At 71.9% G+C, this 25,719-nt stretch carries 20 protein-coding genes; 13 read left to right on the top strand and 7 right to left on the bottom strand.

Going from position 1 to position 25,719, the window contains the following annotated elements; genetic code table 11:
- Nucleotides 1–143 precede the first annotated feature (143 nt).
- The 5 genes from IG62_RS0119825 (at nucleotide 144) to IG62_RS0119845 (ending at nucleotide 7,335) form a co-directional block, all read left to right on the top strand.
- The gene (locus tag IG62_RS0119825) at nucleotides 144–1,295 is read left to right on the top strand and encodes a Gfo/Idh/MocA family protein (protein WP_030804578.1); all 1,152 of its coding nucleotides are present in this window, start codon (nucleotides 144–146) and stop codon (nucleotides 1,293–1,295) included.
- Nucleotides 1,292–2,497: a dihydrodipicolinate synthase family protein gene (locus tag IG62_RS0119830; RefSeq protein ID WP_078872099.1), complete on the top strand. Its 1,206-nt coding sequence runs from the start codon at nucleotides 1,292–1,294 to the stop codon at nucleotides 2,495–2,497. The genes IG62_RS0119825 and IG62_RS0119830 overlap by 4 nt, the downstream gene beginning before the upstream one ends.
- Nucleotides 2,494–3,435 carry a sugar phosphate isomerase/epimerase family protein gene (locus tag IG62_RS0119835; RefSeq protein WP_078872100.1) on the top strand — a complete coding sequence of 314 codons (942 nt, stop codon included), beginning with the start codon at nucleotides 2,494–2,496 and terminating at the stop codon, nucleotides 3,433–3,435. Before IG62_RS0119830 ends, IG62_RS0119835 begins: the two co-directional genes overlap by 4 nt.
- A 222-nt stretch (nucleotides 3,436–3,657) precedes the next feature.
- Nucleotides 3,658–5,868, top strand: coding sequence for an ATP-dependent RecD-like DNA helicase (locus IG62_RS0119840; RefSeq protein WP_030804585.1), 2,211 nt, complete (start codon nucleotides 3,658–3,660; stop codon nucleotides 5,866–5,868).
- Nucleotides 5,869–6,045: 177 nt separating this feature from the next.
- Nucleotides 6,046–7,335 (top strand): citrate synthase, encoded by a 1,290-nt coding sequence (locus IG62_RS0119845; protein WP_030804587.1) that lies wholly within the window; start codon nucleotides 6,046–6,048, stop codon nucleotides 7,333–7,335.
- Nucleotides 7,336–8,026: 691 nt separating this feature from the next.
- Here IG62_RS0119845 and IG62_RS0119850 read toward each other — a convergent pair.
- Nucleotides 8,027–8,314: a heavy-metal-associated domain-containing protein gene (locus tag IG62_RS0119850; protein ID WP_030804591.1), complete on the bottom strand. Its 288-nt coding sequence runs from the start codon at nucleotides 8,312–8,314 to the stop codon at nucleotides 8,027–8,029.
- 197 nt (nucleotides 8,315–8,511) lie between these two features.
- On the opposite strand from IG62_RS0119850, the gene IG62_RS0119855 reads away from it, so the two are divergent.
- Nucleotides 8,512–9,135: a DedA family protein gene (locus IG62_RS0119855; RefSeq protein WP_078872101.1), complete on the top strand. Its 624-nt coding sequence runs from the start codon at nucleotides 8,512–8,514 to the stop codon at nucleotides 9,133–9,135.
- Here IG62_RS0119855 and IG62_RS0119860 read toward each other — a convergent pair.
- Complete coding sequence (locus IG62_RS0119860) at nucleotides 9,071–10,135, bottom strand: Gfo/Idh/MocA family oxidoreductase (protein ID WP_051798321.1); 1,065 nt, start codon at nucleotides 10,133–10,135, stop codon at nucleotides 9,071–9,073. The two genes, IG62_RS0119855 and IG62_RS0119860, sit on opposite strands and share 65 nt — an antisense overlap.
- Before the next feature lie 220 nt (nucleotides 10,136–10,355).
- Here IG62_RS0119860 and IG62_RS0119865 point away from each other — a divergent pair, with 220 nt between their 5' ends.
- Entirely contained in the window at nucleotides 10,356–11,441 is a 1,086-nt protein-coding gene (locus tag IG62_RS0119865; RefSeq protein WP_030804600.1) for a LacI family DNA-binding transcriptional regulator, read from the top strand.
- Nucleotides 11,442–11,507: 66 nt separating this feature from the next.
- Here the strand turns inward: IG62_RS0119865 and IG62_RS0119870 are convergent, their stop codons facing one another.
- The 5 genes from IG62_RS0119870 to IG62_RS0119890 form a co-directional block, all read right to left on the bottom strand.
- Nucleotides 11,508–12,458, bottom strand: a complete 951-nt coding sequence (locus IG62_RS0119870) for a 2-dehydropantoate 2-reductase (RefSeq protein WP_051798323.1) — start codon at nucleotides 12,456–12,458, stop codon at nucleotides 11,508–11,510.
- Nucleotides 12,459–12,545: 87 nt separating this feature from the next.
- Nucleotides 12,546–12,737 carry a helix-turn-helix transcriptional regulator gene (locus IG62_RS0119875; RefSeq protein ID WP_030804605.1) on the bottom strand — a complete coding sequence of 64 codons (192 nt, stop codon included), beginning with the start codon at nucleotides 12,735–12,737 and terminating at the stop codon, nucleotides 12,546–12,548.
- Between the two features lie 363 nt (nucleotides 12,738–13,100).
- Nucleotides 13,101–14,507, bottom strand: coding sequence for a sugar porter family MFS transporter (locus tag IG62_RS0119880; RefSeq protein ID WP_030804608.1), 1,407 nt, complete (start codon nucleotides 14,505–14,507; stop codon nucleotides 13,101–13,103).
- A gap of 308 nt (nucleotides 14,508–14,815) precedes the next feature.
- Nucleotides 14,816–15,853 (bottom strand): Gfo/Idh/MocA family protein, encoded by a 1,038-nt coding sequence (locus tag IG62_RS0119885; RefSeq protein ID WP_030804611.1) that lies wholly within the window; start codon nucleotides 15,851–15,853, stop codon nucleotides 14,816–14,818.
- A gap of 403 nt (nucleotides 15,854–16,256) precedes the next feature.
- A complete protein-coding gene (locus tag IG62_RS0119890) occupies nucleotides 16,257–17,177 on the bottom strand; it encodes a sugar phosphate isomerase/epimerase family protein (protein WP_030804614.1) in 921 nt (306 codons plus the stop codon).
- A 475-nt stretch (nucleotides 17,178–17,652) separates the two neighbouring features.
- Here IG62_RS0119890 and iolC point away from each other — a divergent pair, with 475 nt between their 5' ends.
- The 6 genes from iolC (at nucleotide 17,653) to IG62_RS0119920 (ending at nucleotide 25,605) form a co-directional block, all read left to right on the top strand.
- Nucleotides 17,653–18,645 (top strand): 5-dehydro-2-deoxygluconokinase, encoded by a 993-nt coding sequence (gene iolC / locus IG62_RS0119895; protein ID WP_030804617.1) that lies wholly within the window; start codon nucleotides 17,653–17,655, stop codon nucleotides 18,643–18,645.
- 190 nt (nucleotides 18,646–18,835) lie between these two features.
- Entirely contained in the window at nucleotides 18,836–19,723 is an 888-nt protein-coding gene (locus IG62_RS0119900) for a Cgl0159 family (beta/alpha)8-fold protein (RefSeq protein WP_030804620.1), read from the top strand.
- A 30-nt stretch (nucleotides 19,724–19,753) separates the two neighbouring features.
- Nucleotides 19,754–20,830, top strand: a complete 1,077-nt coding sequence (iolB, locus tag IG62_RS0119905) for a 5-deoxy-glucuronate isomerase (protein ID WP_078872102.1) — start codon at nucleotides 19,754–19,756, stop codon at nucleotides 20,828–20,830.
- The gene (gene iolD, locus IG62_RS0119910; protein ID WP_030804625.1) at nucleotides 20,830–22,716 is read left to right on the top strand and encodes a 3D-(3,5/4)-trihydroxycyclohexane-1,2-dione acylhydrolase (decyclizing); all 1,887 of its coding nucleotides are present in this window, start codon (nucleotides 20,830–20,832) and stop codon (nucleotides 22,714–22,716) included. The genes iolB and iolD overlap by 1 nt, the downstream gene beginning before the upstream one ends.
- Nucleotides 22,717–22,810: 94 nt before the next feature.
- Complete coding sequence (locus IG62_RS0119915) at nucleotides 22,811–24,304, top strand: CoA-acylating methylmalonate-semialdehyde dehydrogenase (protein WP_030804627.1); 1,494 nt, start codon at nucleotides 22,811–22,813, stop codon at nucleotides 24,302–24,304.
- 167 nt (nucleotides 24,305–24,471) lie between these two features.
- Nucleotides 24,472–25,605 (top strand): hypothetical protein, encoded by a 1,134-nt coding sequence (locus tag IG62_RS0119920; RefSeq protein WP_234326631.1) that lies wholly within the window; start codon nucleotides 24,472–24,474, stop codon nucleotides 25,603–25,605.
- Nucleotides 25,606–25,719: the final 114 nt, after the last annotated feature.

The following is a 25,719-nucleotide window of genomic DNA, read 5'->3' on the forward strand; positions in this document are numbered from 1 at the left end:
CCCGCCCGGCGGCCGGCCGGCGTCCGCCGCCCCGATGCCACCATGGGAAGCGCTTGCTCCACCTCCGTTCCCGCTGCACCACGCCGCTGCTCCACCCGCCACCGAGGAAGCCGCCCCCGCACGAGGGGGAGAGAGGCCGGGCCGTGACACGCAGGACCGTACGCATCGCCATGAACGGCGTGACCGGGCGCATGGGCTACCGCCAGCACCTGGTCCGCTCCCTCCTCGCCCTGCGTGCCCAGGGCGGACTCCCCCTGGACGACGGCACGGTCATCTGGCCGGAGCCGGTGCTGGTCGGCCGCTCCCCGCAGAAGCTGCGCGCCCTGGCCGAGCGGCACGGCCTGCCCGAGTGGTCCTGCGATCTCGACGCCGTACTGGCCGACGACACCGTCGAGATCTACTTCGACGCCCAGGTCACCGCCGCCCGCGAGGAGGCCGTGAAGAAAGCGGTCGCCGCCGGCAAGCACCTCTACGTCGAGAAGCCCACCGCGAGCAGCCTCGCCGGAGCCCTCGAACTCGCCCGGCTCGCCCAGGAGGCCGGCGTCAGGAACGGCGTCGTCCAGGACAAGCTCTTCCTCCCCGGCCTGCGCAAACTCCGCCGCCTCGTCGAGGGCGGCTTCTTCGGCCGGATCCTGTCCGTACGCGGCGAGTTCGGCTACTGGGTCTTCGAGGGCGACTGGCAGCAGGCCCAGCGCCCCTCCTGGAACTACCGGGCCGAGGACGGCGGCGGCATCGCGGCCGACATGTTCCCGCACTGGGAGTACGTCCTGCACGAACTCTTCGGCCCGGTCCGCACCGTCCAGGCGCAGCTGACCACCCACCTCCCGCGCCGCTGGGACGAGTCCGGCACGCCGTACGACGCCACCGCCGACGACGCCGCCTACGCCGTGTTCCAACTGGCCGGCGGCATCGTCGCGCAGATCAACTCCTCCTGGGCGGTCCGGGTGCACCGCGACGAACTCGTGGAGTTCCAGGTGGACGGCACCGAGGGCTCGGCCGTCGCCGGGCTGCGCGGCTGCCGGGTGCAGCACCGTTCCGTCACCCCCAGACCCGTCTGGAACCCCGACCTCCCGGTGGCCGAACCGTTCCGCGCGCAGTGGCAGGAGGTCCCCGACAACGCCGACTTCGGCAACGGCTTCAAGGCGCAGTGGGAGCTCTTCCTGCGCCATGTCGTCCGCGACGAGCCCTGGCGCTGGGACCTGGCGGCCGGCGCCCGCGGCGTCCAACTCGCCGAACTGGGCGCCCGGTCGTCCGCGGAGGGCCGCCGCCTGGACGTCCCGGAGCCGGGCCGGTGACCGCCCGGACACCCGGCAGCGCCGCAGCCGGCCCCGCGGCCGCCCCGGCGCCCGGAGCCCGCTCCCCGTTGCGGTCCCGCACCGTCTTCGCCGCCGCCCACGTCGTCGCCGATCCGTACGCCGACACCACCCCGGACGGACCGGCCGCCCTCGACTGGGACGCCACCCTCGCCTTCCGCCACCACCTGTGGTCGCACGGCCTGGGCGTGGCCGAGGCGATGGACACCGCTCAGCGCGGGACGGGCCTGGACTGGCCCGCCGCCGCCGAACTGATCCGCCGCTCCGGCGCCGAGGCCCGCGCGGCCGGCGGCCGGCTGGTCTGCGGCGCCGGCACCGACCAGATCACCGGCGGGTCGCTCGCCGCGATCCGGGCCGCCTACGAGGAGCAGCTCGCGGTCGTCGAGGCGGCCGGCGCCCAGGCCGTCCTGATGGCCTCCCGCGCGCTCGCCGCCGCGGCCCGCGGCCCCGAGGAGTACCTCGACCTCTACGGCCACCTCCTCCGCCAGGCCGCCCAACCGGTCGTACTGCACTGGCTGGGCCCGATGTTCGACCCGGCACTCGCGGGCTACTGGGGATCCGCCGACCCGGACGCGGCCACCGACACCCTCCTCGCGGTCATCGCCGCCCACCCCGGCAAGGTCGACGGCGTCAAGATCTCCCTGCTGGACGCCCCACGGGAGCGCGCACTGCGCCGCCGCCTGCCGCCGGGCGTGCGCTGCTACACCGGCGACGACTTCCACTACCCCGAGCTGATCGCGGGCGACGAACGGGGCTTCAGCCACGCCCTGCTCGGCATCTTCGACCCGCTGGCCCCCGTGGCGGCACAGGCCGTCCGCCACATCGACACCGGTGACCCGGCCGGCTTCCGCGAACTCCTCGACCCCACCGTCACGTTGGCCCGCCACCTCTTCCAAGAACCCACCCGCCACTACAAGACCGGTGTCGTCCTGCTGGCCTGGCTGGCGGGCCACCAGTCGCACTTCACCATGGTCGGTGGCCTCCAGTCGGCCCGCTCACTGCCCCATCTGCACCGCGCCCACGAACTCGCCGCCGCGCTCGGCCTGTTCCCGGACCCGGACCTCGCCGCCCACCGGATGCGCCGGCTGCTGTCCGTATACGGGGCCGAGGACGCCTTCCCGGCCCCGGGTGCGGGCCCGTCCCGGGGCGCGGGCGCAGCGAAGCACCCGGGAGGCCCCGCATGACCGACGACCTGACCGGTTCCACCAACCTCACCGATCCCACCGACCTCACCGCCCCCACCGACCTCTCCCGGCTGAGCCTCAATCAGGAGACCCTCCGCCAGTGGTCGCTGCCCGAACTCGCCGACGGCTGCGTACGGGCCGGCGTCCCGGCCGTCGGGCTGTGGCGCGCGCCCGTGCAGGCGTACGGCGTGGCCGCGGCCGCCCGGCTCGTCCAGGCGGCCGGACTGCGGGTCAGCAGCCTGTGCCGGGGCGGGTTCCTCACCGCGCTCGACCCCGGTGAGCGGGCCGCGGCCCTGGACGACAACCGGGCAGCGGTCGACGAGGCCGCCACCCTGGGGACGGACACCCTGGTGCTGGTCTCGGGCGGGCTGCCGGCCGGCAGCCGGGACCTGTCCGGCGCCCGGGAGCGGATCGCGGACGCCCTCGGGGAGTTGGCGCCGTACGCCGCGGAACGGGGCGTACGGCTGGCGATCGAACCGCTGCACCCGATGTACGCGGCGGACCGGTGCGTGGTCTCCACGCTCGCCCAGGCGCTGGACCTCGCCGAGCGGTTTCCCGCGGACCGGGTCGGGGTGGTCGTGGACACCTACCACCTGTGGTGGGACGACACGGCCGGGGCGCAGATCGACCGCGCCGGGGCCGTTGACCGCATCGCCGCCTTCCAACTGGCCGACTGGGTCACCCCGCTCCCGGAGGGCGTCCTGCTGGGCCGCGGGCAGTTGGGGGACGGCGTGGTGGACCTGCGCTGGTTCCGGGAGCGCGTCGAGGCGGCCGGCTACCGGGGCCCGATCGAGGTGGAGATCTTCAACCCGGCGCTGTGGGCCCGCGACGGCACCGAGGCGCTGGCCGAGATCGTGGACCGTTTCCGCCGGCACGTCGCCGCCCGCCCGGAGCCCGCACCGGCGGCGCCAGGTGAACGGAATTCGTACAAGGGGTGACCGGTAAATAACTCTGCGGATGCGCGCAACCGTTCGCAGCCGGCAGAAGTCATAGCTGTCGCTGGCCCAGGAGGGGGAGGGATCCGGGGGGATCCGGGGCCGGCACGTGAGGGGGGATCGAGGGGCCCGACCTGGGGGGACGGGCCCCTCGACGATGCGTACGACGGTCCGGTGGACACTCCCGCCCCGCGCGCTGTCGGACCCCGGCGGTACCGTCGGGGCATGGTCAACACAGCCGTGGTGGAAGGGGTCCTGGAGCGGATCACGTACGCCAACGAGGAGAACGGCTACACGGTCGCCCGGGTCGACACCGGCCGCGGCTCGGGCGATCTGCTGACCGTCGTCGGGGCGCTGCTCGGTGCGCAGGTGGGGGAGTCCCTCCGGATGGAGGGCCGCTGGGGCTCGCACCCCCAGTACGGCAAGCAGTTCACGTGCGAGAACTACACCACGGTCCTGCCCGCCACGATCCAGGGCATCCGCCGCTACCTCGGCTCCGGTCTGGTCAAGGGCATCGGCCCGGTCTTCGCCGACCGCATCACCCAGCACTTCGGCGTGGACACCCTCGACATCATCGAGCGCGAGCCGCAGCGCCTCATCGAGGTGCCGGGCCTCGGCCCCAAGCGCACCAAGAAGATCGCCGACGCCTGGGAGGAGCAGAAGGCCATCAAGGAGGTCATGGTCTTCCTCCAGGGCGTCGGGGTCTCCACGTCCATCGCCGTGCGGATCTACAAGAAGTACGGCGACGCCTCGATCTCCGTCGTCCGCAACCAGCCCTACCGGCTCGCCGCCGACGTCTGGGGCATCGGCTTCCTGACCGCCGACCGCATCGCCCAGTCCGTCGGGATCCCGCACGACAGCCCGGACCGGGTCAAGGCCGGCCTGCAGTACGCCCTGTCGCAGTCCACGGACCAGGGCCACTGCTTCCTGCCCGAGGAGCAACTGATCGCCGACGCGGTGAAGTTGCTCCAGGTGGACACCGGCCTGGTGATCGACTGCCTGGGCGAGCTGGCCGCGGAGCCGGAAGGCGTGGTGCGCGAGAAGGTGCCCGCCGGGGAGGACGGCGCGGAGGTCACCGCCGTCTATCTGGTGCCGTTCCACCGCGCGGAGATCTCGCTCGCCGGGCGGCTGACCCGGCTGCTGCGCACGGACGAGGACCGGATGCCGGCGTTCCGGGACGTCGCCTGGGACAAGGCACTGGCCTGGCTGGCCCGCCGTACGGGCGCCGAGCTGGCCCCCGAGCAACAGGAGGCGGTGCGGCTGGCGCTGACCCGGAAGGTCGCGGTGCTCACCGGCGGCCCGGGCTGCGGCAAGTCCTTCACGGTCCGCTCCATCGTCGAGCTGGCCCGCGCCAAGAAGGCCACGGTCGTGCTGGCCGCGCCCACGGGCCGGGCCGCCAAGCGGCTGTCGGAGCTGACCGGCGCGGAGGCATCCACCGTCCACCGTCTCCTGGAGCTCAAACCCGGCGGGGACGCCGCCTACGACGCGGACCGGCCGCTGGACGCCGATCTGGTGGTCGTCGACGAGGCGTCCATGCTGGACCTGCTGCTGGCCAACAAGCTCGTCAAGGCGGTCCCGCCGGGCGCCCACCTGCTGCTGGTGGGCGACGTCGACCAGCTGCCGTCGGTCGGGGCCGGGGAGGTGCTGCGGGACCTGCTGGCCCCCGCCGGCCCGGTGCCGGCCGTGCGGCTGACCCGGATCTTCCGGCAGGCCCAGCAGTCCGGCGTGGTCACCAACGCCCACCGCATCAATTCCGGCGTCCCGCCGCTGACCACCGGGCTGAGCGATTTCTTCCTGTTCGCGGAGGAGGACAATGAGGAGGCCGGGCGGCTCGCCGTGGACGTCGCGGCCCGCCGCATCCCGGCGAAGTTCGGTCTCGACCCGCGCCGGGACGTCCAGGTGCTGACCCCGATGCACCGCGGCCCGGCCGGAGCGGGCACCCTGAACGGCCTGCTCCAGCAGGCCATCACCCCCGCCCGCCCCGACCTGCCCGAGCGGCGCTTCGGCGGCCGGGTGTTCCGGGTGGGCGACAAGGTCACCCAGATCAGGAACAACTACGAAAAGGGCCGCAACGGCGTCTTCAACGGCACGGTGGGCGTGGTCACCGCCCTGGACGAGGTCGAGCAGCGGCTGACCGTCCGCACGGACGAGGACGAGGAGGTTCCGTACGACTTCGACGAACTCGACGAACTCGCCCACGCCTATGCCGTGACGATCCATCGCTCGCAGGGTAGTGAGTATCCAGCGGTGGTGATTCCGGTCACCACCAGCGCCTGGATGATGCTGCAGCGCAATCTGCTGTATACCGCCGTCACCCGGGCAAAGCGCTTGGTGGTGCTGGTCGGCTCCCGCAAGGCCCTGGGGCAGGCCGTCCGCACGGTTTCCGCCGGTCGGCGGGGTACGGCGCTGGCTCACCGGCTCGCCGGGGCGATGTGATGTCACTCCTCTTTCCCAATCGGGGCGAACGGGAGCAGGATGGGACACTGGCGCGGCACTGAGTGCCGTAATGAGGCCCTATGGCCGACCCCGAGTGCACAACCAAGGTCCAAATGGGGGAAGGTATAGGCAGTCAGGGCACCTCGAAGAAGAGGCACAACGTCGGTGAGGGATGACGTGAGCGACAACTCTGTAGTACTGCGTTACGGGGACGGCGAATACAGCTACCCGGTCGTCGACAGCACTGTCGGCGACAAGGGCTTCGATATCTCGAAGCTGCGCGCCGAGACCGGTCTGGTGACCCTGGATTCCGGTTACGGCAACACCGCGGCGTACAAATCCGCGATCACCTATCTCGATGGTGAGCAGGGAATTCTTCGTTACCGCGGGTACCCGATCGAGCAGCTCGCAGAGCGCAGCACGTTCGTCGAGACCGCGTACCTCCTCATCAACGGTGAGCTGCCCACCGTCGACCAGCTGTCGGCGTTCAAGCAGGACATCACCTACCACACCCTGCTCCACGAGGACGTCAAGCGCTTCTACGACGGCTTCCCCCGGGACGCCCACCCGATGGCGATGCTGTCCTCGGTGGTCAGCGCGCTGTCGACCTTCTACCAGGACAGCCACAACCCGTTCGACGAGCAGCAGCGCCACATCTCCACGATCCGGCTGCTGGCCAAGCTCCCGACGATCGCGGCCTACGCCTACAAGAAGTCGGTCGGCCACCCGGTCGTCTACCCGAGCAACGACCTCGGGTACGTCGAGAACTTCCTGCGGATGACCTTCTCGGTGCCCGCCGCCGACTACGAGCTGGACCCGGTCGTCGTCAGCGCCCTGGACAAGCTGCTGATCCTGCACGCCGACCACGAGCAGAACTGCTCGACCTCCACGGTCCGCCTGGTCGGCTCCTCGCAGGCGAACCTCTTCGCCTCGATCTCCGCCGGCATCAACGCCCTGTGGGGCCCCCTGCACGGCGGCGCCAACCAGTCCGTGCTGGAGATGCTGGAGCGCATCCAGCGCGACGGCGGCGACGTCGACGCCTTCATCCGCAAGGTGAAGAACAAGGAAGACGGCGTGAAGCTCATGGGCTTCGGGCACCGCGTCTACAAGAACTTCGACCCCCGGGCGAAGATCATCAAGGCGGCGGCGCACGACGTCCTCTCCGCGCTCGGCAAGTCCGACGAGCTGCTGGACATCGCCCTGAAGCTGGAGGAGCACGCGCTCTCCGACGACTACTTCGTCTCGCGCAAGCTCTACCCCAACGTCGACTTCTACACCGGCCTGATCTACCGGGCCATGGGCTTCCCGACCGAGATGTTCACGGTGCTCTTCGCGCTCGGCCGGCTCCCCGGCTGGATCGCCCAGTGGCACGAGATGATCAAGGAGCCGGGCTCCCGCATCGGCCGCCCGCGCCAGATCTACACCGGCGTCATCGAGCGCGACTTCGTCCCGGTCGAGCAGCGCTGACGCCTGGCCTGCCCTAGGGCGGCCCCCGGGCGAGTGAGCCGAAGGGGCGCGCCTGTGTCGAGCGGTTGAGCGCGCGCAGGCCCCGACGAAGGAGGGGCTGAGCACGGTCGACCGCTCGACACAGGCTTCTGCGCCCCGGAGGCGAACCGAGCCCCGAAAAATGCAGAACCGAGCCCGAAAAGCAGGAAGCGCCCCGCCTCCGGATCCCCCCACGGGTCCCGAGTGCGGGGCGCCTCCCTTGTCCCGGTTGGATTCCCCCCACGGGATCCGTCCGGGCGTTCCGGGTTGCACCGCGCTCTGCCGGGACGCGCACATCGGGAGGGCCGCTCAAAGCTCCCCGGGCACGTCGCCCCGGCCACGCGTAGCCGTGGCACGGTCCCCCAAGACCGACACGGCTGGTGCAGTGCAAGACCCGCCGGGGTGCTTGCACTGCCCGGTTAGACTCGCGACCCCCCTCAATGGTTACGTTCGGATGAGTGTGATCTGGGTCTCTTGCCATATGGGGGCGAATACGGTCAAGGCCCTCGATCTGGAGATCGGGGCCCTGAGGTATGGGTGTTGCGTCCCGGAGTGTGGACGTTGTGGCAACTGTAGGGATTATGTGAAGGTTTGAATGGTTACGCGCGACGGCGCGGGCCGCACCCCGAAGGGCGGCGACCCACACTCGTACGCACGGACCGGCGAACCGGAATCAGGCCGCCCGGCCCACCAGCTCGTAACCCGCCTCGTCGACGGCCGCCCGCACGGCCTCCTCGTCCAGCGGCGCCTTCGAGGTGACCGTCACCAGCCCGGTCGCCGCGACCGCCTGCACCGCGCTCACGCCCGGGATCTCCGAGATCTCCGACGACACCGCGCCCTCGCAGTGGCCACAGGTCATGCCGGTGACCTGGTACGTCGTGGTCACCGCGGCGCCCTCGACGTCGGCGGCGCCGGAGTGGCAGGAGCCTTCCGGGGTGCAGCAGGAGCTGTTCTCAGTCATGGGTTCTCCTCGCGGGGCAGATGATCCGAGCTTTTGTCCGAGCTTCGACCGACCTCGGTCACCATATACCCCTAGGGGGTATGGATCCAAGCGCGGGCACACCGATTCCCGGCGGCGCACGCCCGTCACGTTGCCGCGCGCCCCGCCACGCGTCAGCCTTGGGATACGGACTCGGAGCCGATCCGAGGAGGCGGCGCATGGCCGTACTCGCCTTCTACGCCCTGCTGGCGCTCACCACCCTGCCGCCCCTCGTCCCCAACTCCGCCCTGCTCGTCTCCGCCGGCGTCCTCGCCTCCCGGGGCACGCTCTTCCTCCCCTTCGTCCTCCTCACCGTGGCGGGCAGCGCCCTGACCGGGGACCTGCTGATGTTCCTCGCCGCCCGCCGCTTCGGCGGACCCGTCCGGGACTGGATGCGACGCAACCCGCGCCGCCGCGCACTCCTGGACCGCACCTCCCGGAGCATCGAGCGCCACGGCGTCCCGTTCGTGATCGCCGTACGGTTCCTCCCCAGCGGCCGGATCGCCGGCGCGCTGGCCTCCGGCATCCTGCGCTATCCGCTGCACAAGTACCTCCTCGGCGCCGGCATCGCCGAGGCGACCTGGGCGGCGTACTCCGTCGGCCTCGGCTACCTCGGCACCGCCACCGCCGACCGCCCCCTGTACGCCGCCGCCATCGGTCTGGGTGTCTCCTTGGTGGTCGCCGCCATCGCCACCGCCCTCCAGTGGGCCGGCCACCGCCGCGCGGCCCGCCGCGCGGCTACCGCTCCCCGCCCGCCGTGCCCGCGTCCGCCCGACCGCTCGGGCCTGCCGGACCGGCCGTAGCGCGGACCTCGGCCAGCGCCACCGGCGCACCGGACCGCCGGGACCGCTCGCACGCCTCGGCCACGTACAGCGCTTCCAGCGCCTCCGCGGGCGGACACGGGTTCGCCGCCCGCCCCGCGGCCACCTCGGTGAAGACACCCAGCTCGGTGACGTACGCCTCCTGGAAGCGCTCCATGAACGTCGCGTACGGGGCGGCCGCCCGCCGCCACGACAGCCGCGGCTCCGCGGACGGCAGCGGCGCCCGGTCGTCGAGACCCACGATCCGGGCGCCCAGCGACCCGCACACCTCCAGGCGGACGTCGTGCCCCGCGCCGTTGTAGCGGGTCGCCGTGACGGTCGCCAGGGTGTCGTCGTCGAACCGCAGCAGCGCCGCACAGGTGTCGACGTCGTCGCCGTCGGCGAAGAAGGACGCACCGCGGTTGGACCCTTGCGCGTAGACCGAGACCACCTCGCGGCCGGTGAGCCAGCGCAGCACGTCGAAGTCATGGATGGAACAGTCCCGGAACAGCCCACCCGAGGTGGGGATGTACGCGGCCGGCGGCGGGCTCTGGTCGCTGGTGCAGGCGCGCAGCGTGTGCAGCCAGCCCAGCTCGCCCGAGCGCAGGGCCGCACGGGCGGCCCGGTAGCCCGCGTCGAAGCGCCGCTGGAAGCCGATCTGGACCGGCACCGAGCCCGCCCGTGCCCGCTCCACGACGCCGATCGTGCCCGCCACGTCCAGGGCCACCGGCTTCTCGCAGAAGACCGGCACACCGGCGTCCAGCGCCTGATGGATCAGGGCCGCGTGCGCACTGGTCGCGGCGGTGATCACCACCCCGTCCAGGCCGTCCGCGTACAGCTCCGGGATGCCCGCGGCCGCCCGCACGCCCAGCCTCCTCGCCAGCGACGCGGCCCGTGCCGGGTCGGCATCCGCGACCACCAGGTCGGTGACGCCGGGAACCTGCTGAAGGGTCTGGGCGTGGAACGCGCCGATGCGCCCGGTGCCGATGAGGCCGATCTTCACTTCTCGGTCCTTCCAGGAGGTGGCGGTGACGGCCGCTGCCGGAACGTCCGGTAGTGCCTATTGGAACGGTCCAATGGCGGCCGTTCCGCGCACCCTGCATGTCCGGATGTCCGCATGTCAACCCTTTCCGCAGGCCGGACGGCGGCCCGCGGGGAGACCGAAGGGCGGCCCACCGGCCGGGCGTTGACGGCCACCTGCGGCGATGGCAGGATCCCGGCACATGGAACGGTCCAACGAGCACGCCGGCGACCCGCGGGCAGCCGCCGGCCGGCCCCGGCCCCCGACGATCCGCGGCGTCGCCGAACGCGCCGGCGTCTCCAAATCGCTGGTCTCGCTCGTCCTCCAGGGCTCACCGCGGGTCAGCGACACCAAGCGGCGGGCCGTCCTGGACGCCATCGACGAGCTCGGCTACCGGCCCAACGCCGCCGCCCGCAGCCTCGTCGCACGCCGCACCCACACCGTCGGCGTCCTGCTCAACGACCTGCGCAACCCCTGGTTCGTCGACCTCCTCGACGGCCTGAACTCGGTCCTCCACGCCCACGGCCTGCGCATACTGATGGCCGACGGCCGGCTCGACCGGCGCACCGGCCAGGACGTCGCCCGCACCTTCCAGGAACTACGGGTCGACGGCCTCGTCGTCGTCGGCACCCTCCCCGACACCGACGGCCTCGCCGAGGTCGCCGAGCGGCTGCCCACCGTCATCGCGGGCAACCACGAACCCCGGCTCCCGCACGTCGACATCGTCGCCAACGACGACGAACGCGGCGCCCGGCTCGCCACCGAGCACCTGATCTCCCTCGGCCACCGGCGGATCGCCCACATCGCCGGCCGCGGCGTGGTCGGCGCACTGCGCCGCCGCGGATTCGAGGCCGCCGTCCGCGCCCACGGCCTCCACACCGCCGCCGTCGTCGAGAACGCCGACGGCACGGAGGAGGGCGGCTACCGCGCCGCCGTACGCCTCCTCAACCCCGCACGCCGCACCGAACGCCCCACCGCCGTCTTCGCGTTCAACGACATCTCCTGCGTCGGCGCCCTCTCCGCCGCCCAGGAACTCGGGCTGACCGTCCCCGTCGACCTCTCCCTCGTCGGCTACGACAACACCTACCTCGCCCGCATCCGCCACCTCTGGCTGACCTCGGTCAACAACGCCAGCCACGACGTCGGCCGGCGGGCCGCCCGCTGCCTCCTGGACCGCATGGCGAACCAGGACACACCGGCCGGCGGCACGCACCCGCCGGCGGACCACCAACTCGTCGCCCCGGAACTGGAGATCAGAGGGTCCACCGCGCCGCCCGGAGCCGCCTAGCACCCGGACACGTCACCGCTGCTCACGGCACGCCACGAACGCTCACGGCACGCCGCCGGCGCCCCCCTACGCCTGCTGCCCGGCCCGCAGCTCGCGGTCCACCGCCCGCAGCAGCACCAGCAGCATCCGGTTCAACGGCGTCGCGATGCCGTGCCGTTCAGCCGCCCGCACCACCGCGCCGGTGAGGTACTCGTGCTCCAGCGGACGGCCCGCCAGCCGGTCGTACAGCATCGACGAACCACCGTCCGGCGGCGCGTGCGCGTACAGCTCCAGCGTCCGCGCGATGTCCGCCTCGCCGATGTCCGCCCCCTCCGCGCGGGCCACGGCCGCCGCCTCCCACAGCAGATCGCGGCTGAGCTCCGCCATCTCCGGATCCGCGAAGACGCCGATCCGCTGCTGGAGCAGCGCCGTGAGCGGATTCGCCGCGAGGTTCGTGAACAGCTTGCGCCAGACCGCCGTGGTGAAGTCCGGCACCGGATGCACCCGCAGCCCCGTACCGGCCAGCAGTGCGGCGAACCGGTCCGCCAACGGGCCCTCGGGAACGTGCAATTCACTGGCGACGTGGTGCCGGACCCGCCCGGGCGCGATGCGCTCCGCGGAGATGTAGACCACGGTCGGCAGGATCGCGGTCCCCGGAGGAACCAGCGGCACCACCCGCGCCTCCTGGTCGAGGCCGTTCTGCAGCACGGCGACGGCGGTGTCCGGGCCGCACAGCCGCCGCAGCCAGCCCTCGGCGCTCGCGGTGTCCTGCGCCTTGGTGGTCAGCAGCACCCAGTCGACCGGCGCCACCCGCGCCGGATCGGTGATGATCCGCACCGGCGCGGTCCGGACCTCGCCGCCGCTCTCGACGGCGAGGTCGCGCAACGGACTGCGGACGCACAGCGTGACGTCCAGACCCGCCCACCGGGCGAGGGCGGCGACGTACCCGCCGATCGCACCGGCCCCGATCACCGCGACCCGCGCGGGCGCGGCGGCGGCCCGGTCCGGCGCGGCGGCGGCCTGGGGTGTCTGGGCCATACCTCGATCGTAGCCACGCGGCCGGGTGTCGCGGGGGACCTCTGCCGGTAGCCGGCCGACGCGCCCGTACCGCTTCGGGTGGCTCCACTACCGGCCGCGTCGGCCCGGCCGCTGCGCCACCCACGTTCTGACCGTGTCCGCGAACCAGTACGGTTTCCCGCCCTCCACCAGATCCGGTTCGGGCAGCAACCCGTGCTTGCGGTACGAGCGCACGGTGTCCGGCTGCACCTGGATGTGTGCCGCGATCTCCTTGTACGACCAGAGCCTGCGGTCGGTCATCTCTGCCACCTCCTGAGCGCCGCACGCAGGGCCGGCCCGGGGCGAGCCGGCCGGAGCCGCGCACGGCCTGGTGATCACTGAGCCTGTGCCTGGACAACGACACTCGGTGACCACCGGCGAGGGCCTGTCGAACGGTTGTGACCGAAGGACCGGGGAACTGTGACAGCCGTGACGCACGCCGTACTTCTGTGTGCACATGTGACGGGAGGGAGATACCGGAGATACGCCGTAGTGCACATGTGACGGGAGGGAGATACCGGAGATACGCCGTAGTGCACATGTGACGGGAGGGAGATACCGGAGATCCGTCGTACTTCTGGGTGCGTCCCATGGGGGCTGCACCCATGGTTCTCCGCTCGCCCCCTACTCGCCCGCCGCCCTCCGCAGCTCGTGCTCAAGGTCCTCCAGGGCCAGCCCCTTCGTCTCCGGTGCGTAACGCCGGCAGAAGACCCACGACAGCACGCACATCGCCCCGAAGAACCAGAACGTGCTGCTCGCCCCGACCGCGTCCAGCAGTACCGGGAAGACCAGCGCCACCGCGAAGTTGACCATCCACATCACGAACACCGCGGCGCCCATGGCCAGTCCGCGCACCCTCAGCGGGAACATCTCGGCGAGCAGCAACCACACCCCGGTGTTCAGGGTCGCCTGCATGAACGCCATGTACAGCACCATCAGCCCCAGAACCAGCACGCTGACGGCCGGCGAGTGCGGGAGGTGGAAGGACGCTCCCAGCAGCGCGAGCGCCACCGTCATCCCCGCCAGCCCGCACAGCAGCAGGGGGCGCCGGCCGACCCGGTCGATCAGGGACATCCCGATCGCCGTGGCCACTACGGAGACGACCCCGACAGCGATCGTGGCCGTAATGGCGGCGCCGGTGCCCAGACCGGTCGAGGCCAGGATCTTCGGCGCGAAGTACACCACCGCGTTGACGCCGGTGATCTGCTGCACCGCCGCCAGCCCGATGCCGACCAGCAGCAGCCGCCGCACCCACGGCGTACGCAGCTCCTGCCAGGCGCCGCGCCGGGCGTCCGCCTCCAGACTGCGGGCGTGGTCGATCCGGGCCAGCTCGGCGGGTACGTCCGCGGCCGGCAGCGTACGGCCCAGCACCCGCGCCGCGTCCGCCTGCCGCCCCCTGCTGATGTACCAGCGCGGCGTGTCGGGCAGGAAGAACAACCCGGCGAACAGCGCCACCGCGGGCAGCGCGGCGAGCCCCAGCATCCAACGCCAGGCCGCCCACTGCGCCAGCACCGCGTTCAGGAGATAGGCGAGCAACTGCCCGCTGACGATCATGAGGGAGTTGAACGAGACCAGCCGACCCCGGATGCGTGGAGGCGCGATCTCGGACAGATACAGCGGGGTGATCACGGAGGCACTGCCGACGGCCAGCCCCAGCACGAACCGCGCCACCGTCATGAACGGCACCGTGGGCGAGAGCGCGACGGCCACCGCACCCCCGATGAACACCGCACCGGCCCACAGCAGCGCATCGCGCCGACCCAGCGCATCGGACATCCGCCCGCCGATCAGCGAACCGAACGCGGCACCGATCAACAGGGCGCTGGTGATGACCCCCTCACCCAGCGACGTCAGACCGAAATGCGCCTCCATGAAGGGCAGCGCGCCGGAGATCACCCCGGTGTCGTAGCCGAACAGGGCGCCCCCGAGGGCGGCGATGGCGGCGATGCCCACGATGAAGCGCCGGGCGTTCCCGTCCCGCGCGGCAGGACGCTGACCGGCGGACGCCACCTGGCTGGTCGGAACACCCATCGTCATCCCCGCCACGCCGCGGAGGCCGCCCGCACCGCGGAGGCCGCCCGTCCGGCGGCCCCGGCGACGGGAACCGGCTCCCCCTGATCCGCCGCCCGTATGAGCCGAAACGGAACGGGCACGACACGCGCGACGGACACGGGCGCGACAGACATGAGAAGGGGGCCTTTCGGTACGGGTCCGGATGACGGGCACCGGGACGGGTGCGGCGGGTATGGGGGCGCAGGGGCGGGCCGGGCGGTACGAGTACGACTGCGGCTGACGGCTGTACGTCTGCGGCCGACGGCTGTACGTCTGCGGCCGACGGCTCAGCGATACATCGCCGGCCGCTCGACCAGCTCCACCGTGACGCGCTCACCGGTGGCCTGGGCGCGTACCCCGGCCTCGCAGACCGCGGCCGCGGCATAGCCGTCCCAGCAACTGGGGCCCTCGACCTCGCCGCGCCGGGTCGCGTTCACCCAGAGCTGCACCTGCCGGTCGTACGCGTCCTCGAAGCGCTCCACGAAACCGGGCGGAATGGCGCCGCCCCAGCGGCCCGCGGTGTTGCTGAAGACGCCGCGGTCGTCACCGATCCGGGCGGTGCCGCCCTCGCAGACCGCTTCGCAGCTGACCTGGTAGCCGAAACCGCAGTTGACGAAGATCTCGGTGTCCACGACCTGGCCGCCCGCGGTCTCGAAGAGGACCAGCTGCGGGTCGCTGAGCCCCTCGGGCGCGTTCCCGGTGGGGGCAGGGCGCAGCACGCGTACGGCGGTGATCTCGTCGTCCAGCAGCCAGCGCGTCACATCGATCTCGTGCACCACCGAGTCATTGATCATCATCGCGTTGGTGAAGCCGGGCGGCGTGTCCGCATTCCGATGCCGGTTGTGCAACATCAACGGGCGCCCGTAAGTCTCTTGCCCGAGAAGGGACTTGAGGCTCCGATAGTCCGCATCGTAACGACGCATGAAGCCCACCTGTACGCGGCGGTGCCCCAGCGCCTGCTCGGCCTCCAGCACGCGCAGCGCGGACGCGGCGTCCGGCGTCAGCGGCTTCTCGCACAGCACGGGCAGATCGCGCGCGAACGCCTCCAGCAGCGCCGCCTCGTGCGCGGGGCCGGGCGAGGCGATCAGCACGGCATCGACGGCCGGGTCGTCCATGGCGGCGGCGGGATCGGTGTACGCGGTGCAGCCCTCGATGCCGTCCGCCAGATGCTTCACCCGCGCCGCGTCGATGTCCGCCACCGCCGCCACCCGGGCCCCACTGATCACCTCATTGATCCGCCGCACATGGTCCGCCCCCATCCGCCCGGTACCGATGACCGCCACCCCGAGCGTCCCACGGGACCCCACGCCACTTCGCTCACTCATCCTGTCCTCCATACCGCCCTCCATGCCGCCGCCCATGCCGCCATCCATGTCGTCCTCAACTCCTCAATCCCGCAATTTCCGCAGTCTCTTCTGTCTGCTGCTGGTTGCCGCCGATCGCCGCTGGTTACCGCCGTTTTCTGCACTGCCTGCCCGAGGCGCCGCCCCGGCGCGCGAGAACCCCCTGGCGCCCGCACCCTGACATCCGCTGACATCCACTGGCGCCTGGTGCACTACAGATTGTGAATGTAGCCTGGGAACTGATTACTCTCCGTGTTCGTTGCCGGAAAAGAAGGAGGCACGCAAGGCCAAGGCAGCAAGGCCGCCAAGGCAGCAAGGTCGAGGAGGCGGGCTGGCCCGCCCCCCGCCACGCCGGCCGTCGGCCCGGTGTCGGCGGCTCGCACCGTCAGGCGCCGCAGGAGCGCAGGAAGCGGCGGGTGCGTTCGGCGATGGGGAACGGGCGGTCGGGCGGGCAGGGGTACATGTCCTGCTCGACGATGGCGAAGAGGTCGACGTTGAGCGCCTGCGCGGCTTCCAGGACGGGCGGCAGCGCGGGCACGCCGAGCGGCGGTTCGCACATCACGCCCTGCTGGACGGCCGGGCCGAAGGGTGTGCCCTTGGCGACGACGTCGCTGAGGATGTCCGGGTCGACCTGCTTGAGGTGCAAGTATCCGATCCGTTCGCCGTAGGTGCGGATCAGCTTGACGCTGTCGCCGCCGCAGTAGGCGTAGTGGCCGGTGTCCAGGCACAGGTTGACCAGGTCGGAGTCGGTGACGTGGAGGAAGCGCTCGACGTGCTCCTCGGTGTCGATGTGGGTGTCGGCGTGCGGGTGGACGACGATGTCGAGCCCGAACTCGTCACGCACCCGCTTGCCCAGGCGCTCCATGCCCGTCGTCAGGTGCTTCCACTGCTCGACGGTGAGCTCGCGCGGTTCGAGTTCCTCGGCGGTCTTGTCGTCCCGCCAGAAGGACGGGATGACGACGAGGTGCCGGGCGCCCATGGCCTGGGTGAGGGTGGCGACCTCGGAGACGTGGGCCCAGGTCTTGTCCCATACGGACGGGCCGTGGTGCAGGGAAGTGAAGATCGTGCCGGCTGAGACCTTGAGGTTGCGGCGGGCGACCTCGTCGCGGAGGACGGCGGGGTCGGTGGGCAGGTAGCCGTACGGGCCGAGTTCGATCCACTCGTAGCCGGCCTCGGCGACCTCGTCGAGGAAGCGTTGCCAGGGCACTTGTTGGTCGTCGTCGGGGAACCAGACTCCCCACGAGTCGGGGGCCGAACCGATGCGGAGGCGGTCCAGGACGGGCGGGGCGGCATGGCGTGCGGGCATGCTGCGGCTCTCCTCTCGCCGGTCGGCGGTGACCGGGAAGGCGCGGGGTGGGGTTGTGGGGCACAGCCTCTCTGCCGCCCCGGGGAGTGTCAAGAGTTCGTCCTGACATAAGGACGTAAGGACTTGGGGAGGGGGTGGGATGGGTGGGGTGCCGCGAGGTTCGGGGGTTCGGGGTGGCTGGGTGGGGGGCTTGGTCGGGGTTGAGGGTTCGCTTTGACGTCAGAATGTAAGGACAAACTGTTGACATGGTCTGAGGGTCACCGTTAGACCTTTCCTCGGACGGGAGGGCAGAACCCGGTCCTGCTGAGTGGAAACCGCTGAGTGGAAACCCATGAGGGGCAACTGCTGAGCGGGGGCCGTTGAGCGAAGTCCGTCGGGCGAAAGTCCGTTGGGCGGAAACCGTTGGGCGGAAACCGCTGGTTGGGACCCGTTGAGTGAGGTGCCGGATGTGGCGCGCTGACCTGGAGGGGCGTGTATGACCGAGTCGTACGACCTGATCACGATGGGCCGGATCGGGGTGGACATCTATCCGCTGCAGGCCGGTGTGTCGTTGGCGCAGGTGGAGACGTTCGGGAAGTTCCTGGGGGGCTCGGCCGCGAACGTCGCGGTGGCGGCCGCCCGGCTCGGGCGGCGCAGCGCGGTCATCAGCCGGACCGGCAAGGACCCGTTCGGGGAGTTCCTGCACCAGGCGCTGCGGGAGTTCGGGGTGGACGACCGGTGGGTGACGCCGGTCGCGGCCTATCCGACGCCGGTGACCTTCTGCGAGATCTTCCCGCCGGACGACTTCCCCCTGTACTTCTACCGCCGTCCCAAGGCCCCGGACCTCGTCATCCACCCGGAGGAGCTGGACCGGGAGGCGATCGCCGCCGCGCGGATCTTCTGGGTCACCGGTACGGGACTGTGTGAGGAGCCGAGCCGCAGCGCCACCCTCGCCGCGCTGGAGGCCCGCGCCAAGTACGGGCCGACCGTCTTCGACCTCGACTGGCGGCCGATGTTCTGGGGCGGTGAGGGGGGCGCCTCCGGGGACGGCGGGGCGACCGGCGCCGCGGCGAGGGCCGCCGCCCGGCCGTATTACGAGGCCGCGCTGCGGTACGCCACCGTGGCGGTCGGGAATGTGGACGAGGCCGAGGTCGCCACCGGGCTGCGTGATCCCAAGGCGTGTGCGCAGGCGCTGCTGGACATGGGCGTCGAGCTGGCCGTCGTCAAGCAGGGGCCCAAGGGGGTGCTGGCCGTGCACCGGGACGGCCGGGTCGCCGAGGTGCCGCCCACCCCCGTCGAGGTCGTCAACGGGCTCGGTGCCGGGGACTCGTTCGGCGGGGCGCTGTGCCACGGCCTGCTCTCCGGCTGGGAGCTGGAGCCGATGATGCGGTACGCGAACGCGGCCGGGGCGATCGTTGCCTCCCGGCTCGCCTGTTCCTCCGCGATGCCCACGCGGGAGGAGGTCGAGGAGTTCCTCGCCGGCCGGTGAGGTGGGCGCCGCCCGGTGAGCTGGCGGGCCCCCGCCTGTTCCCCCCGCCTGTTCCCTCCGCCTGTCCCCCCGCCCGTTCTCGTCGCTCCTTGCCCCTTTCTCGCTCCACGCCCCGCCGCCCCCGCTGCCTTTCCCCACCCCACCCCTCCCCACCCTGCTCCACCCCCGCCCCCAGAAGGTGAGTTGACCCTTGTCCCCTCGGATCAGTGATCTCGCGACGTTGCGGGCGCGGCAGCCCGGAGCGGTGGCGGAGGCCGCCGCCCGCCGTACCCGTCGGCCGCTCATCGGTGACAGCGGGCGGCTGATGATCGTGGCCGCGGACCACCCGGCCCGCGGCGCGCTCGCCGTGGGTGACCGGCGGCTCGCCATGGCCAACCGCCTGGACCTGCTCGAACGTCTGGTGCTCGCGCTGTCGCGGCCGGGGGTGGACGGGGTGCTGGCCACCGCGGACATCCTGGAGGACCTGCTGCTGCTCGGTGCCCTGGAGGGCAAGGTGGTGATGGGCTCGATGAACCGCGGCGGGATCGCCGGCGCATCGTTCGAGATGGACGACCGGTTCACCGGGCACCGGCCGCAGGATCTGGCCCGGCTCCGGTTCGACGCGGGGAAGCTGCTGCTCCGCATCGACTACGACGATCCCGGGTCGCTGACCACGATGGAGGCCACCGCCCGCGCCATCGACGCGATGGCCGAGCGGGAACTGCCCGTGTTCGTCGAGCCGTTCCTGTCGTCCCGAATAGACGGCAGGGTCCGCAACGACCTCGGCCCCGAGGCGGTCATCCGCTCCGTCGCCATCGCCTCCGGCCTCGGCGGCACCTCCGCGTACACCTGGCTGAAGCTGCCGGTCACCGACGACCCGGAGGCGATGGCGCGGGTCTGTGAGGCCACCACGTTGCCGACGGTGCTGCTCGGCGGCGACATCGGCTCGACCGTCCGGGAGCAGGAGGCCGCGTACGAGAAGTGGGCCAAGGCGCTGCGGCTGCCGACGGTGCAGGGCCTGGTCGTCGGGCGGTCGCTGCTCTATCCGGCCGACGGTGATGTCGCGGCCGCCGTGGACACCGCCGTCGGCCTGCTGTAAACGCCGCGATTTCCGCAGGAGACTTGAGACATGAGTGCTGAATTCCCCCCGACCGCGCGGGGCAGGACCCGTCCCGAGGCCGGGACCGGCCACGAGGCCGGCCCCCGTCCCGAGGCGGACCCACAGCCTGAAGCCGGCCCCCATCCCGAGGCCGGACCCCGTACCGCCTCCGGGGGCCGCCCCAAGGCAGCGCCCCACCCCGAGGCAGCGCCCCACCCCCTTCCCGGTCTCCACCTCAAAGCCGGCGAAGCCGCGCGGGGGCCCTACGCCGTGGACATCGACCCGGAGCGGGCCGGCTGGGGATATTCCTCGTTGCGGGTCCTGGAGCTGGCGCCCGGGGGGCACCACGCGTTCGACACCGGGGACAGCGAGTGGATCGTGCTGCCGTTGTCCGGTGGCTGCACGGTCGTGGTGGACGGCGGTGAGGAGTTCGAACTGCTCGGCCGGGACGACGTGTTCAGCGGGGTCACGGACTTCGCGTACGTGCCCAGGGACGCGTATGTGGGTATCACGAGCGACGCCGGTGGGCGGTTCGCGCTGACCGGGGCCCGGTGCGAGCTGACGCTGCCGGCCCGTTACGGTGCCGCCTCCGAGGTGCCGGTGGAGCTGCGCGGCCGCGGGAACTGCTCGCGGCAGGTGAACAACTTCGCCGCGGCCGGCACGTTCGAGTGCGACCGGCTGATCGCGGTGGAGGTGCTCACCCCGGGCGGCAACTGGTCGTCGTACCCGCCGCACAAGCACGACGAGTGCCGCCCGGGCGTGGAGTCCGAGCTGGAGGAGATCTACTACTTCGAGATCGCGTCCGCGCGCGGCACGGAGGGCGTCGGCTACCAGCGCGTCAGCCCGTCGGGGCACGGCCGCGGTACGGACGTGCTCGCCGAGGTGCGGGGCGGCGACGCGGTGCTGATCCCGGACGGCTGGCACGGGCCGTCGATCGCGACGCCCGGCCACGCCATGTACTACCTCAACGTCATGGCCGGCCCGGGAGAGGAGCGGGAGTGGCTGATCTGTGACCACCCCGAGCACGGCTGGATCCGTGACACCTGGCCCGACCAGCCCGTCGACCCCCGCCTTCCGCTCTATGACGCGCCCGTAGGAGACGTCTGATGAACGCCGCCCCGACGACCCGCCGCCTGACCGTCGCGCAGGCCCTGGTCGAGTTCCTCGCCCACCAGTACACCGAGCGGGACGGCCGGCGGCAGCGGCTGATCGGTGCCTGCTGGGGCATCTTCGGCCACGGCAACGTCGCCGGTATCGGCCAGGCGCTGCTGGAGTCCGGTACGGCGCTGCCGTATCTGCAGGGCCGTAACGAGCAGGCGATGGTGCATGCCGCGGTCGGTTACGCCCGGCAGTGCGACCGGCTGTCCGCGCACGCCGTGACCACGTCCATCGGGCCGGGCGCGACGAACCTGGTCACGGGCGCGGCGCTGGCCACCGTGAACCGTCTGCCGGTGCTGCTGCTGCCGGGGGACACCTTCGCCACCCGGCCCGCGGAGCCGGTGCTGCAGCAGCTGGAGGTGCCGTACGCCGGTGATGTGTCGGTCAATGACGTGCTGCGTCCGGTGTCGCGGTATTTCGACCGGGTGACCCGGCCGGAGGCGCTGATTCCGGCGGCGATGCAGGCGATGCGGGTGCTGGCCGATCCGGTGGACACCGGGGCGGTCACGCTGGCGCTGCCGCAGGACGTGCAGGCGGAGGCGTACGACTGGCCCGAGGAGTTCTTCGCCGACCGGGTGTGGCGGGTGCCGCGGCCGGCGCCGGACGCCGCGGCGCTGGCGGAGGCGGTGCGGGCGGTGCGCGGGGCCCGCCGGCCGTTGGTGATCGCGGGTGGCGGGGTGCACCACTCGGAGGCGGAGGAGGCGCTGCGGGCGTTCGCCGAGGCGACCGGGATCCCGGTGGCGTCGACCCAGGCCGGGAAGGGGTCGCTGTGCCATGACCACCCGTGTGACGTGGGCGGGATCGGGCACACCGGTACGGCGACGGCGGATGCGCTGGCCCGTGAGGCGGATCTGGTGATCGGCGTGGGCACCCGCTACACGGACTTCACGACCGCGTCGGCGACGCTGTTCGCGGAGCCGGGCGTGCGGTTCGTCAACCTCAACATCGCCGCGTTCGACTCCCACAAGCTGGGCGCGCTGTCGCTGGTGGCCGATGCGCGGGCGGGCCTCGCGGCGCTGACGGATGCGCTGGCCGGGCACCGGGTGGAGAAGGAGTACGAGGCGGCGTACGGGGCGGCGAAGGAGGAGTGGGAGCGGCGGGTGGACGCGGCGTACGGTGCCGCGGACGCGTCGGCGCGGCCGTCCCAGACGCAGGTGCTGGGGGCGCTGGACGCGCTGGTGGACGAGTCCGACATCGTGATCAACGCGGCCGGGTCGCTGCCCGGTGATCTGCACAAGCTGTGGCGGGCCCGGTCCCGCCGGCAGTACCACCTGGAGTACGGGTACTCCTGCATGGGCTACGAGATCCCGGCGGCGATCGGGGTGCGGCTGGCCGCGCCGGACCGTCCGGTGTGGGCGCTGGTCGGCGACGGTACGTATCTGATGAATCCGACGGAGATCGTCACCGCGGTGCAGGAGGGCATCACCTTCACGATCGTGCTGATCCAGAACCACGGGTACGCGTCGATCGGCGGGCTGTCCGAGGCGACCGGCGGGGAGCGGTTCGGGACGGCGTACCGCTTCCGGGCCGGGGACGGTACGTACACGGGGGCGCCGCTGCCGGTGGATCTGGCCGCGAACGCCGCCTCGCTCGGGATGCGGGTGATCCGGGCCGCGACGGTCGGTGAGCTGCGGGTGGCGCTGGCCGAGGCGCGTGGCGCGAACCGGCCCACATGTGTCTATGTCGAGACCGAAACGGCTGACACTGTGCCGGGCGCGCCGGAGGCGCAGGCCTGGTGGGATGTTCCTGTTGCCGAGACCGCGACGCGTCCGGCGGCGGTCGCCGCGCGTGCGGCGTACGACCGGCAGGCCGCCGGGCGCCGCCGTCACCTCTGACCCATGTTTTCCCTTGTCACAGCCCGCTTGTCACAGCCCCATCGTCACAGCGAAGTCGTCACAGAGAAGTCGTCACCCCAGAAAGGCCCCTCGCATGAAGACCATCAGCCACTGGATCGGCGGTAAGCCCGTCGAGGGCGTCTCCGGCAACTTCGGTCCGGTCTACAACCCGGCCACCGGCGCCCAGGAGAAGCAGGTCGCCTTCGCCTCGGCCGGTGAGGTGGACGCGGCGGTGCGTGCCGCGAAGGAGGCGTTCGCGACGTGGGGCAGCAGCTCCCTGGCGAAGCGCACCTCGGTGCTGTTCAAGTACCGGGAGCTGGTCGACGCGCACCGTGCGGAGCTGGCCCGGCTGATCACGGCCGAGCACGGCAAGGTGCATTCGGACGCGCTCGGTGAGGTCGCCCGCGGTCTGGAGATCATCGAGCTGGCCTGTGGCATTCCGGAGAAGCTGAAGGGCGAGCTGTCCACGCAGGTGTCCACGCGGGTGGACGTGGCGTCCATCCGCCAGTCGCTGGGTGTGGTGGCGGGTATCACGCCGTTCAACTTCCCGGCGATGGTGCCGATGTGGATGTTCCCGATCGCGATCGCCTGCGGGAACACCTTCGTGCTGAAGCCGAGCGAGAAGGTGCCGAGCGCGGCGTTCAAGCTGGCGGAGCTGGCGGCCGAGGCGGGTCTGCCGGACGGTGTGCTGAACGTCGTCAACGGCGACAAGGTGGCGGTGGACGCGCTGCTCGCGCACCCGGACGTCGCGGCGGTCTCGTTCGTCGGTTCCACGCCGATCGCCCGGTACATCCACACCACCGGTACGGCGAACGGCAAGCGGGTCCAGGCGCTGGGCGGCGCGAAGAACCACATGCTGGTGCTGCCGGACGCCGATCTGGACCTGGCCGCGGACTCGGCGATCAACGCCGCCTACGGTTCGGCCGGTGAGCGCTGCATGGCGATCTCCGTGGTCGTGGCGGTGGGGGACACCGCGGACCCGCTGATCGGCAAGATCAAGGAGCGGGCCGACCGGCTGCGGATCGGCCCGGGCGAGGACCCGGCGTCCGAGATGGGCCCGCTGATCACGAAGGCGCACCGCGACAAGGTCGCCTCCTACGTCTCGGGTGCCGCGGCGCAGGGCGCGGACGTGGTCATCGACGGCACGGGCTACACCGTCGAGGGCTATGAGGACGGCCACTGGATCGGCGTCTCGCTGCTGGACAACGTCACGCCGGAGATGGACGCCTACCGTGACGAGATCTTCGGCCCGGTGCTGTCGGTCGTGCGGGTGGAGACGTACGACGAGGCGATCGCGCTGATGAACAACTCGCCGTGGGGCAACGGCACCGCGATCTTCACGCGGGACGGCGGCGCGGCCCGCCGCTTCCAGCTGGAGGTGGAGGCCGGCATGGTCGGCGTGAACGTGCCGATCCCGGTGCCGGTGGGCTACCACTCGTTCGGTGGCTGGAAGGACTCGCTCTTCGGCGACCACCACATCTACGGCAACGACGGCGTGCACTTCTACACCCGCGGCAAGGTCGTCACGACCCGCTGGCCGGACCCGTCGGACGGCGGGATCAACCTGGGCTTCCCCAGCAACCACTGACAAAAACCGCATCTGCCGACCCCCTGCCGGCCCGTTCCCGGCGGGGGGTCCGGTTGCGTCCGGGCCGGGGGAGACCGCGGCGCGGCGCATTGCTACGGTGCTCCCTCGCACCAGATAGGACGAGCGGCGCGCCGGGTTGGCGGGGCACCGGGGACAACGGGGGACGAATGCAGTCATCCATGGCGCTCGCCAAGGGCGCCCGCATCACGGGCGGGGCGTTCTGCCTGCTCTTCTTCCTGTTCACGGCGTACTGGCTGGCCGTCGATCTGGGCGAGTTCGGCATCGACGGGATGTGGGAGTACTGGACCTTCCAGCGTCCCGCCGGCCTGAACCAGGTCACCGGGCCGTTCCATCTGGGGCTGGCGCTGCTGCAGTTGGCGGCGGTGGTCACGGCGTTCGCCGGGCAGCGGGTGGCCGGCGGGCTGCTCGCGGTGGCGACGACGCTGACCTTCGCGACGACGCTGCAGGCGATCGTCAGCGTCGGCAACCACACCAGTGACGACAAGTGGTTCCAGCACGCGGAGACCAGCACCTCGACCTTCGACGGGGTGTTCATCAGCAGCGGCCTGCTGTTCCTGCTGACCCTCGTCGCCGGTGTGGTGCTGCTCGCCGGGATGCGGGCGTGGCCCCGCCCGAAGCCCAGTGAGCCGCCGCTGCGGCCCGCCGGGCAGGCCGGTGTGGTGGCGGGGCTGCTGCTCGGCGCGATGGCGCTGTGCCTGGTGGTCTGGCACCTCTACATGCTGGTGCAGAACGGCACCGGGTCCTTCGAGATGCTCTACCTCGGCCGGGGCGCGCTGCCGTCGCTGCTGAGTCTGGCGCCGGGCTGGTCGGGTCTGGTGTTCCTGGTCCTGACCGCGCTGGCCGGGCTCAACAGCCTGATGCGGGGCGGTGCGGCCCGCGGCCTGGCGATCGGGTTGTCGGTGGTGTCGCTGCCGGGCGCCGTGCTGACGCTGATCGGGCTGGCCGGCAACGGCTCGCTGTTCACCCTGAACGAGTCGATGCCGGGCCTGAGCGTCCTGGGCGACGTGCAGCTGCTGCTGGACCTGTTGGGTTCGGCGGCGCTGCTGGCGCTGATGGCGCGCGGTGAGCCGGTGGCCCCCGCCTGGTATCCGCCGGTTCCGGCGCCGCAGTTCGGGGTGCCCGGCTACGTCCCGCCGGCCGGCCCGCCGCAGCCGCCGGCGCCGGGCTGGCAGCCGCCGGTGCCGCCGGTGCCGCCCGGTCCTCCGGCCGGCGGCCCGCAGATGCCGCCGCCGGGCAACCCGCCGCAGCCGCCGGGTGGTTTCGGCCCCGCCCCGTACTGAGGCCCGGGACCGACCGACGGTCCGTGGCGGCGCGAGCCTCGGTCCGCGTCCGCATACCGCATCCGTGGTAGCCGGCGGCGGATCGTACTCCCCCTGGAGGCCCCGGGGTTCGCC

It is taken from the genome of Streptomyces sp. NRRL S-337 (assembly GCF_000720175.1).
GTDB classification, from domain to species: domain Bacteria; phylum Actinomycetota; class Actinomycetes; order Streptomycetales; family Streptomycetaceae; genus Streptomyces; species Streptomyces siderophoricus.

Excerpts from the sequence above, each read along its gene's own strand:
- IG62_RS0119875 (WP_030804605.1), bottom strand. The coding sequence starts at position 12,737 with ATGACCGACCGCAGGCTCTGGTCGTACAAGGAGATCGCGGCACACATC.
- iolC (WP_030804617.1), top strand. The coding sequence starts at position 17,653 with ATGACCGAGTCGTACGACCTGATCACGATGGGCCGGATCGGGGTGGAC.
- IG62_RS0119850 (WP_030804591.1), bottom strand. The coding sequence starts at position 8,314 with ATGACTGAGAACAGCTCCTGCTGCACCCCGGAAGGCTCCTGCCACTCC.
- iolD (WP_030804625.1), top strand. The coding sequence starts at position 20,830 with ATGAACGCCGCCCCGACGACCCGCCGCCTGACCGTCGCGCAGGCCCTG.
- IG62_RS0119915 (WP_030804627.1), top strand. The coding sequence starts at position 22,811 with ATGAAGACCATCAGCCACTGGATCGGCGGTAAGCCCGTCGAGGGCGTC.
- IG62_RS0119870 (WP_051798323.1), bottom strand. The coding sequence starts at position 12,458 with ATGGCCCAGACACCCCAGGCCGCCGCCGCGCCGGACCGGGCCGCCGCC.
- IG62_RS0119885 (WP_030804611.1), bottom strand. The coding sequence starts at position 15,853 with ATGAGTGAGCGAAGTGGCGTGGGGTCCCGTGGGACGCTCGGGGTGGCG.
- IG62_RS0119890 (WP_030804614.1), bottom strand. The coding sequence starts at position 17,177 with ATGCCCGCACGCCATGCCGCCCCGCCCGTCCTGGACCGCCTCCGCATC.
- IG62_RS0119865 (WP_030804600.1), top strand. The coding sequence starts at position 10,356 with ATGGAACGGTCCAACGAGCACGCCGGCGACCCGCGGGCAGCCGCCGGC.
- IG62_RS0119840 (WP_030804585.1), top strand. The coding sequence starts at position 3,658 with ATGGTCAACACAGCCGTGGTGGAAGGGGTCCTGGAGCGGATCACGTAC.
- iolB (WP_078872102.1), top strand. The coding sequence starts at position 19,754 with ATGAGTGCTGAATTCCCCCCGACCGCGCGGGGCAGGACCCGTCCCGAG.
- IG62_RS0119835 (WP_078872100.1), top strand. The coding sequence starts at position 2,494 with ATGACCGACGACCTGACCGGTTCCACCAACCTCACCGATCCCACCGAC.
- IG62_RS0119880 (WP_030804608.1), bottom strand. The coding sequence starts at position 14,507 with ATGGGTGTTCCGACCAGCCAGGTGGCGTCCGCCGGTCAGCGTCCTGCC.
- IG62_RS0119920 (WP_234326631.1), top strand. The coding sequence starts at position 24,472 with ATGCAGTCATCCATGGCGCTCGCCAAGGGCGCCCGCATCACGGGCGGG.
- IG62_RS0119855 (WP_078872101.1), top strand. The coding sequence starts at position 8,512 with ATGGCCGTACTCGCCTTCTACGCCCTGCTGGCGCTCACCACCCTGCCG.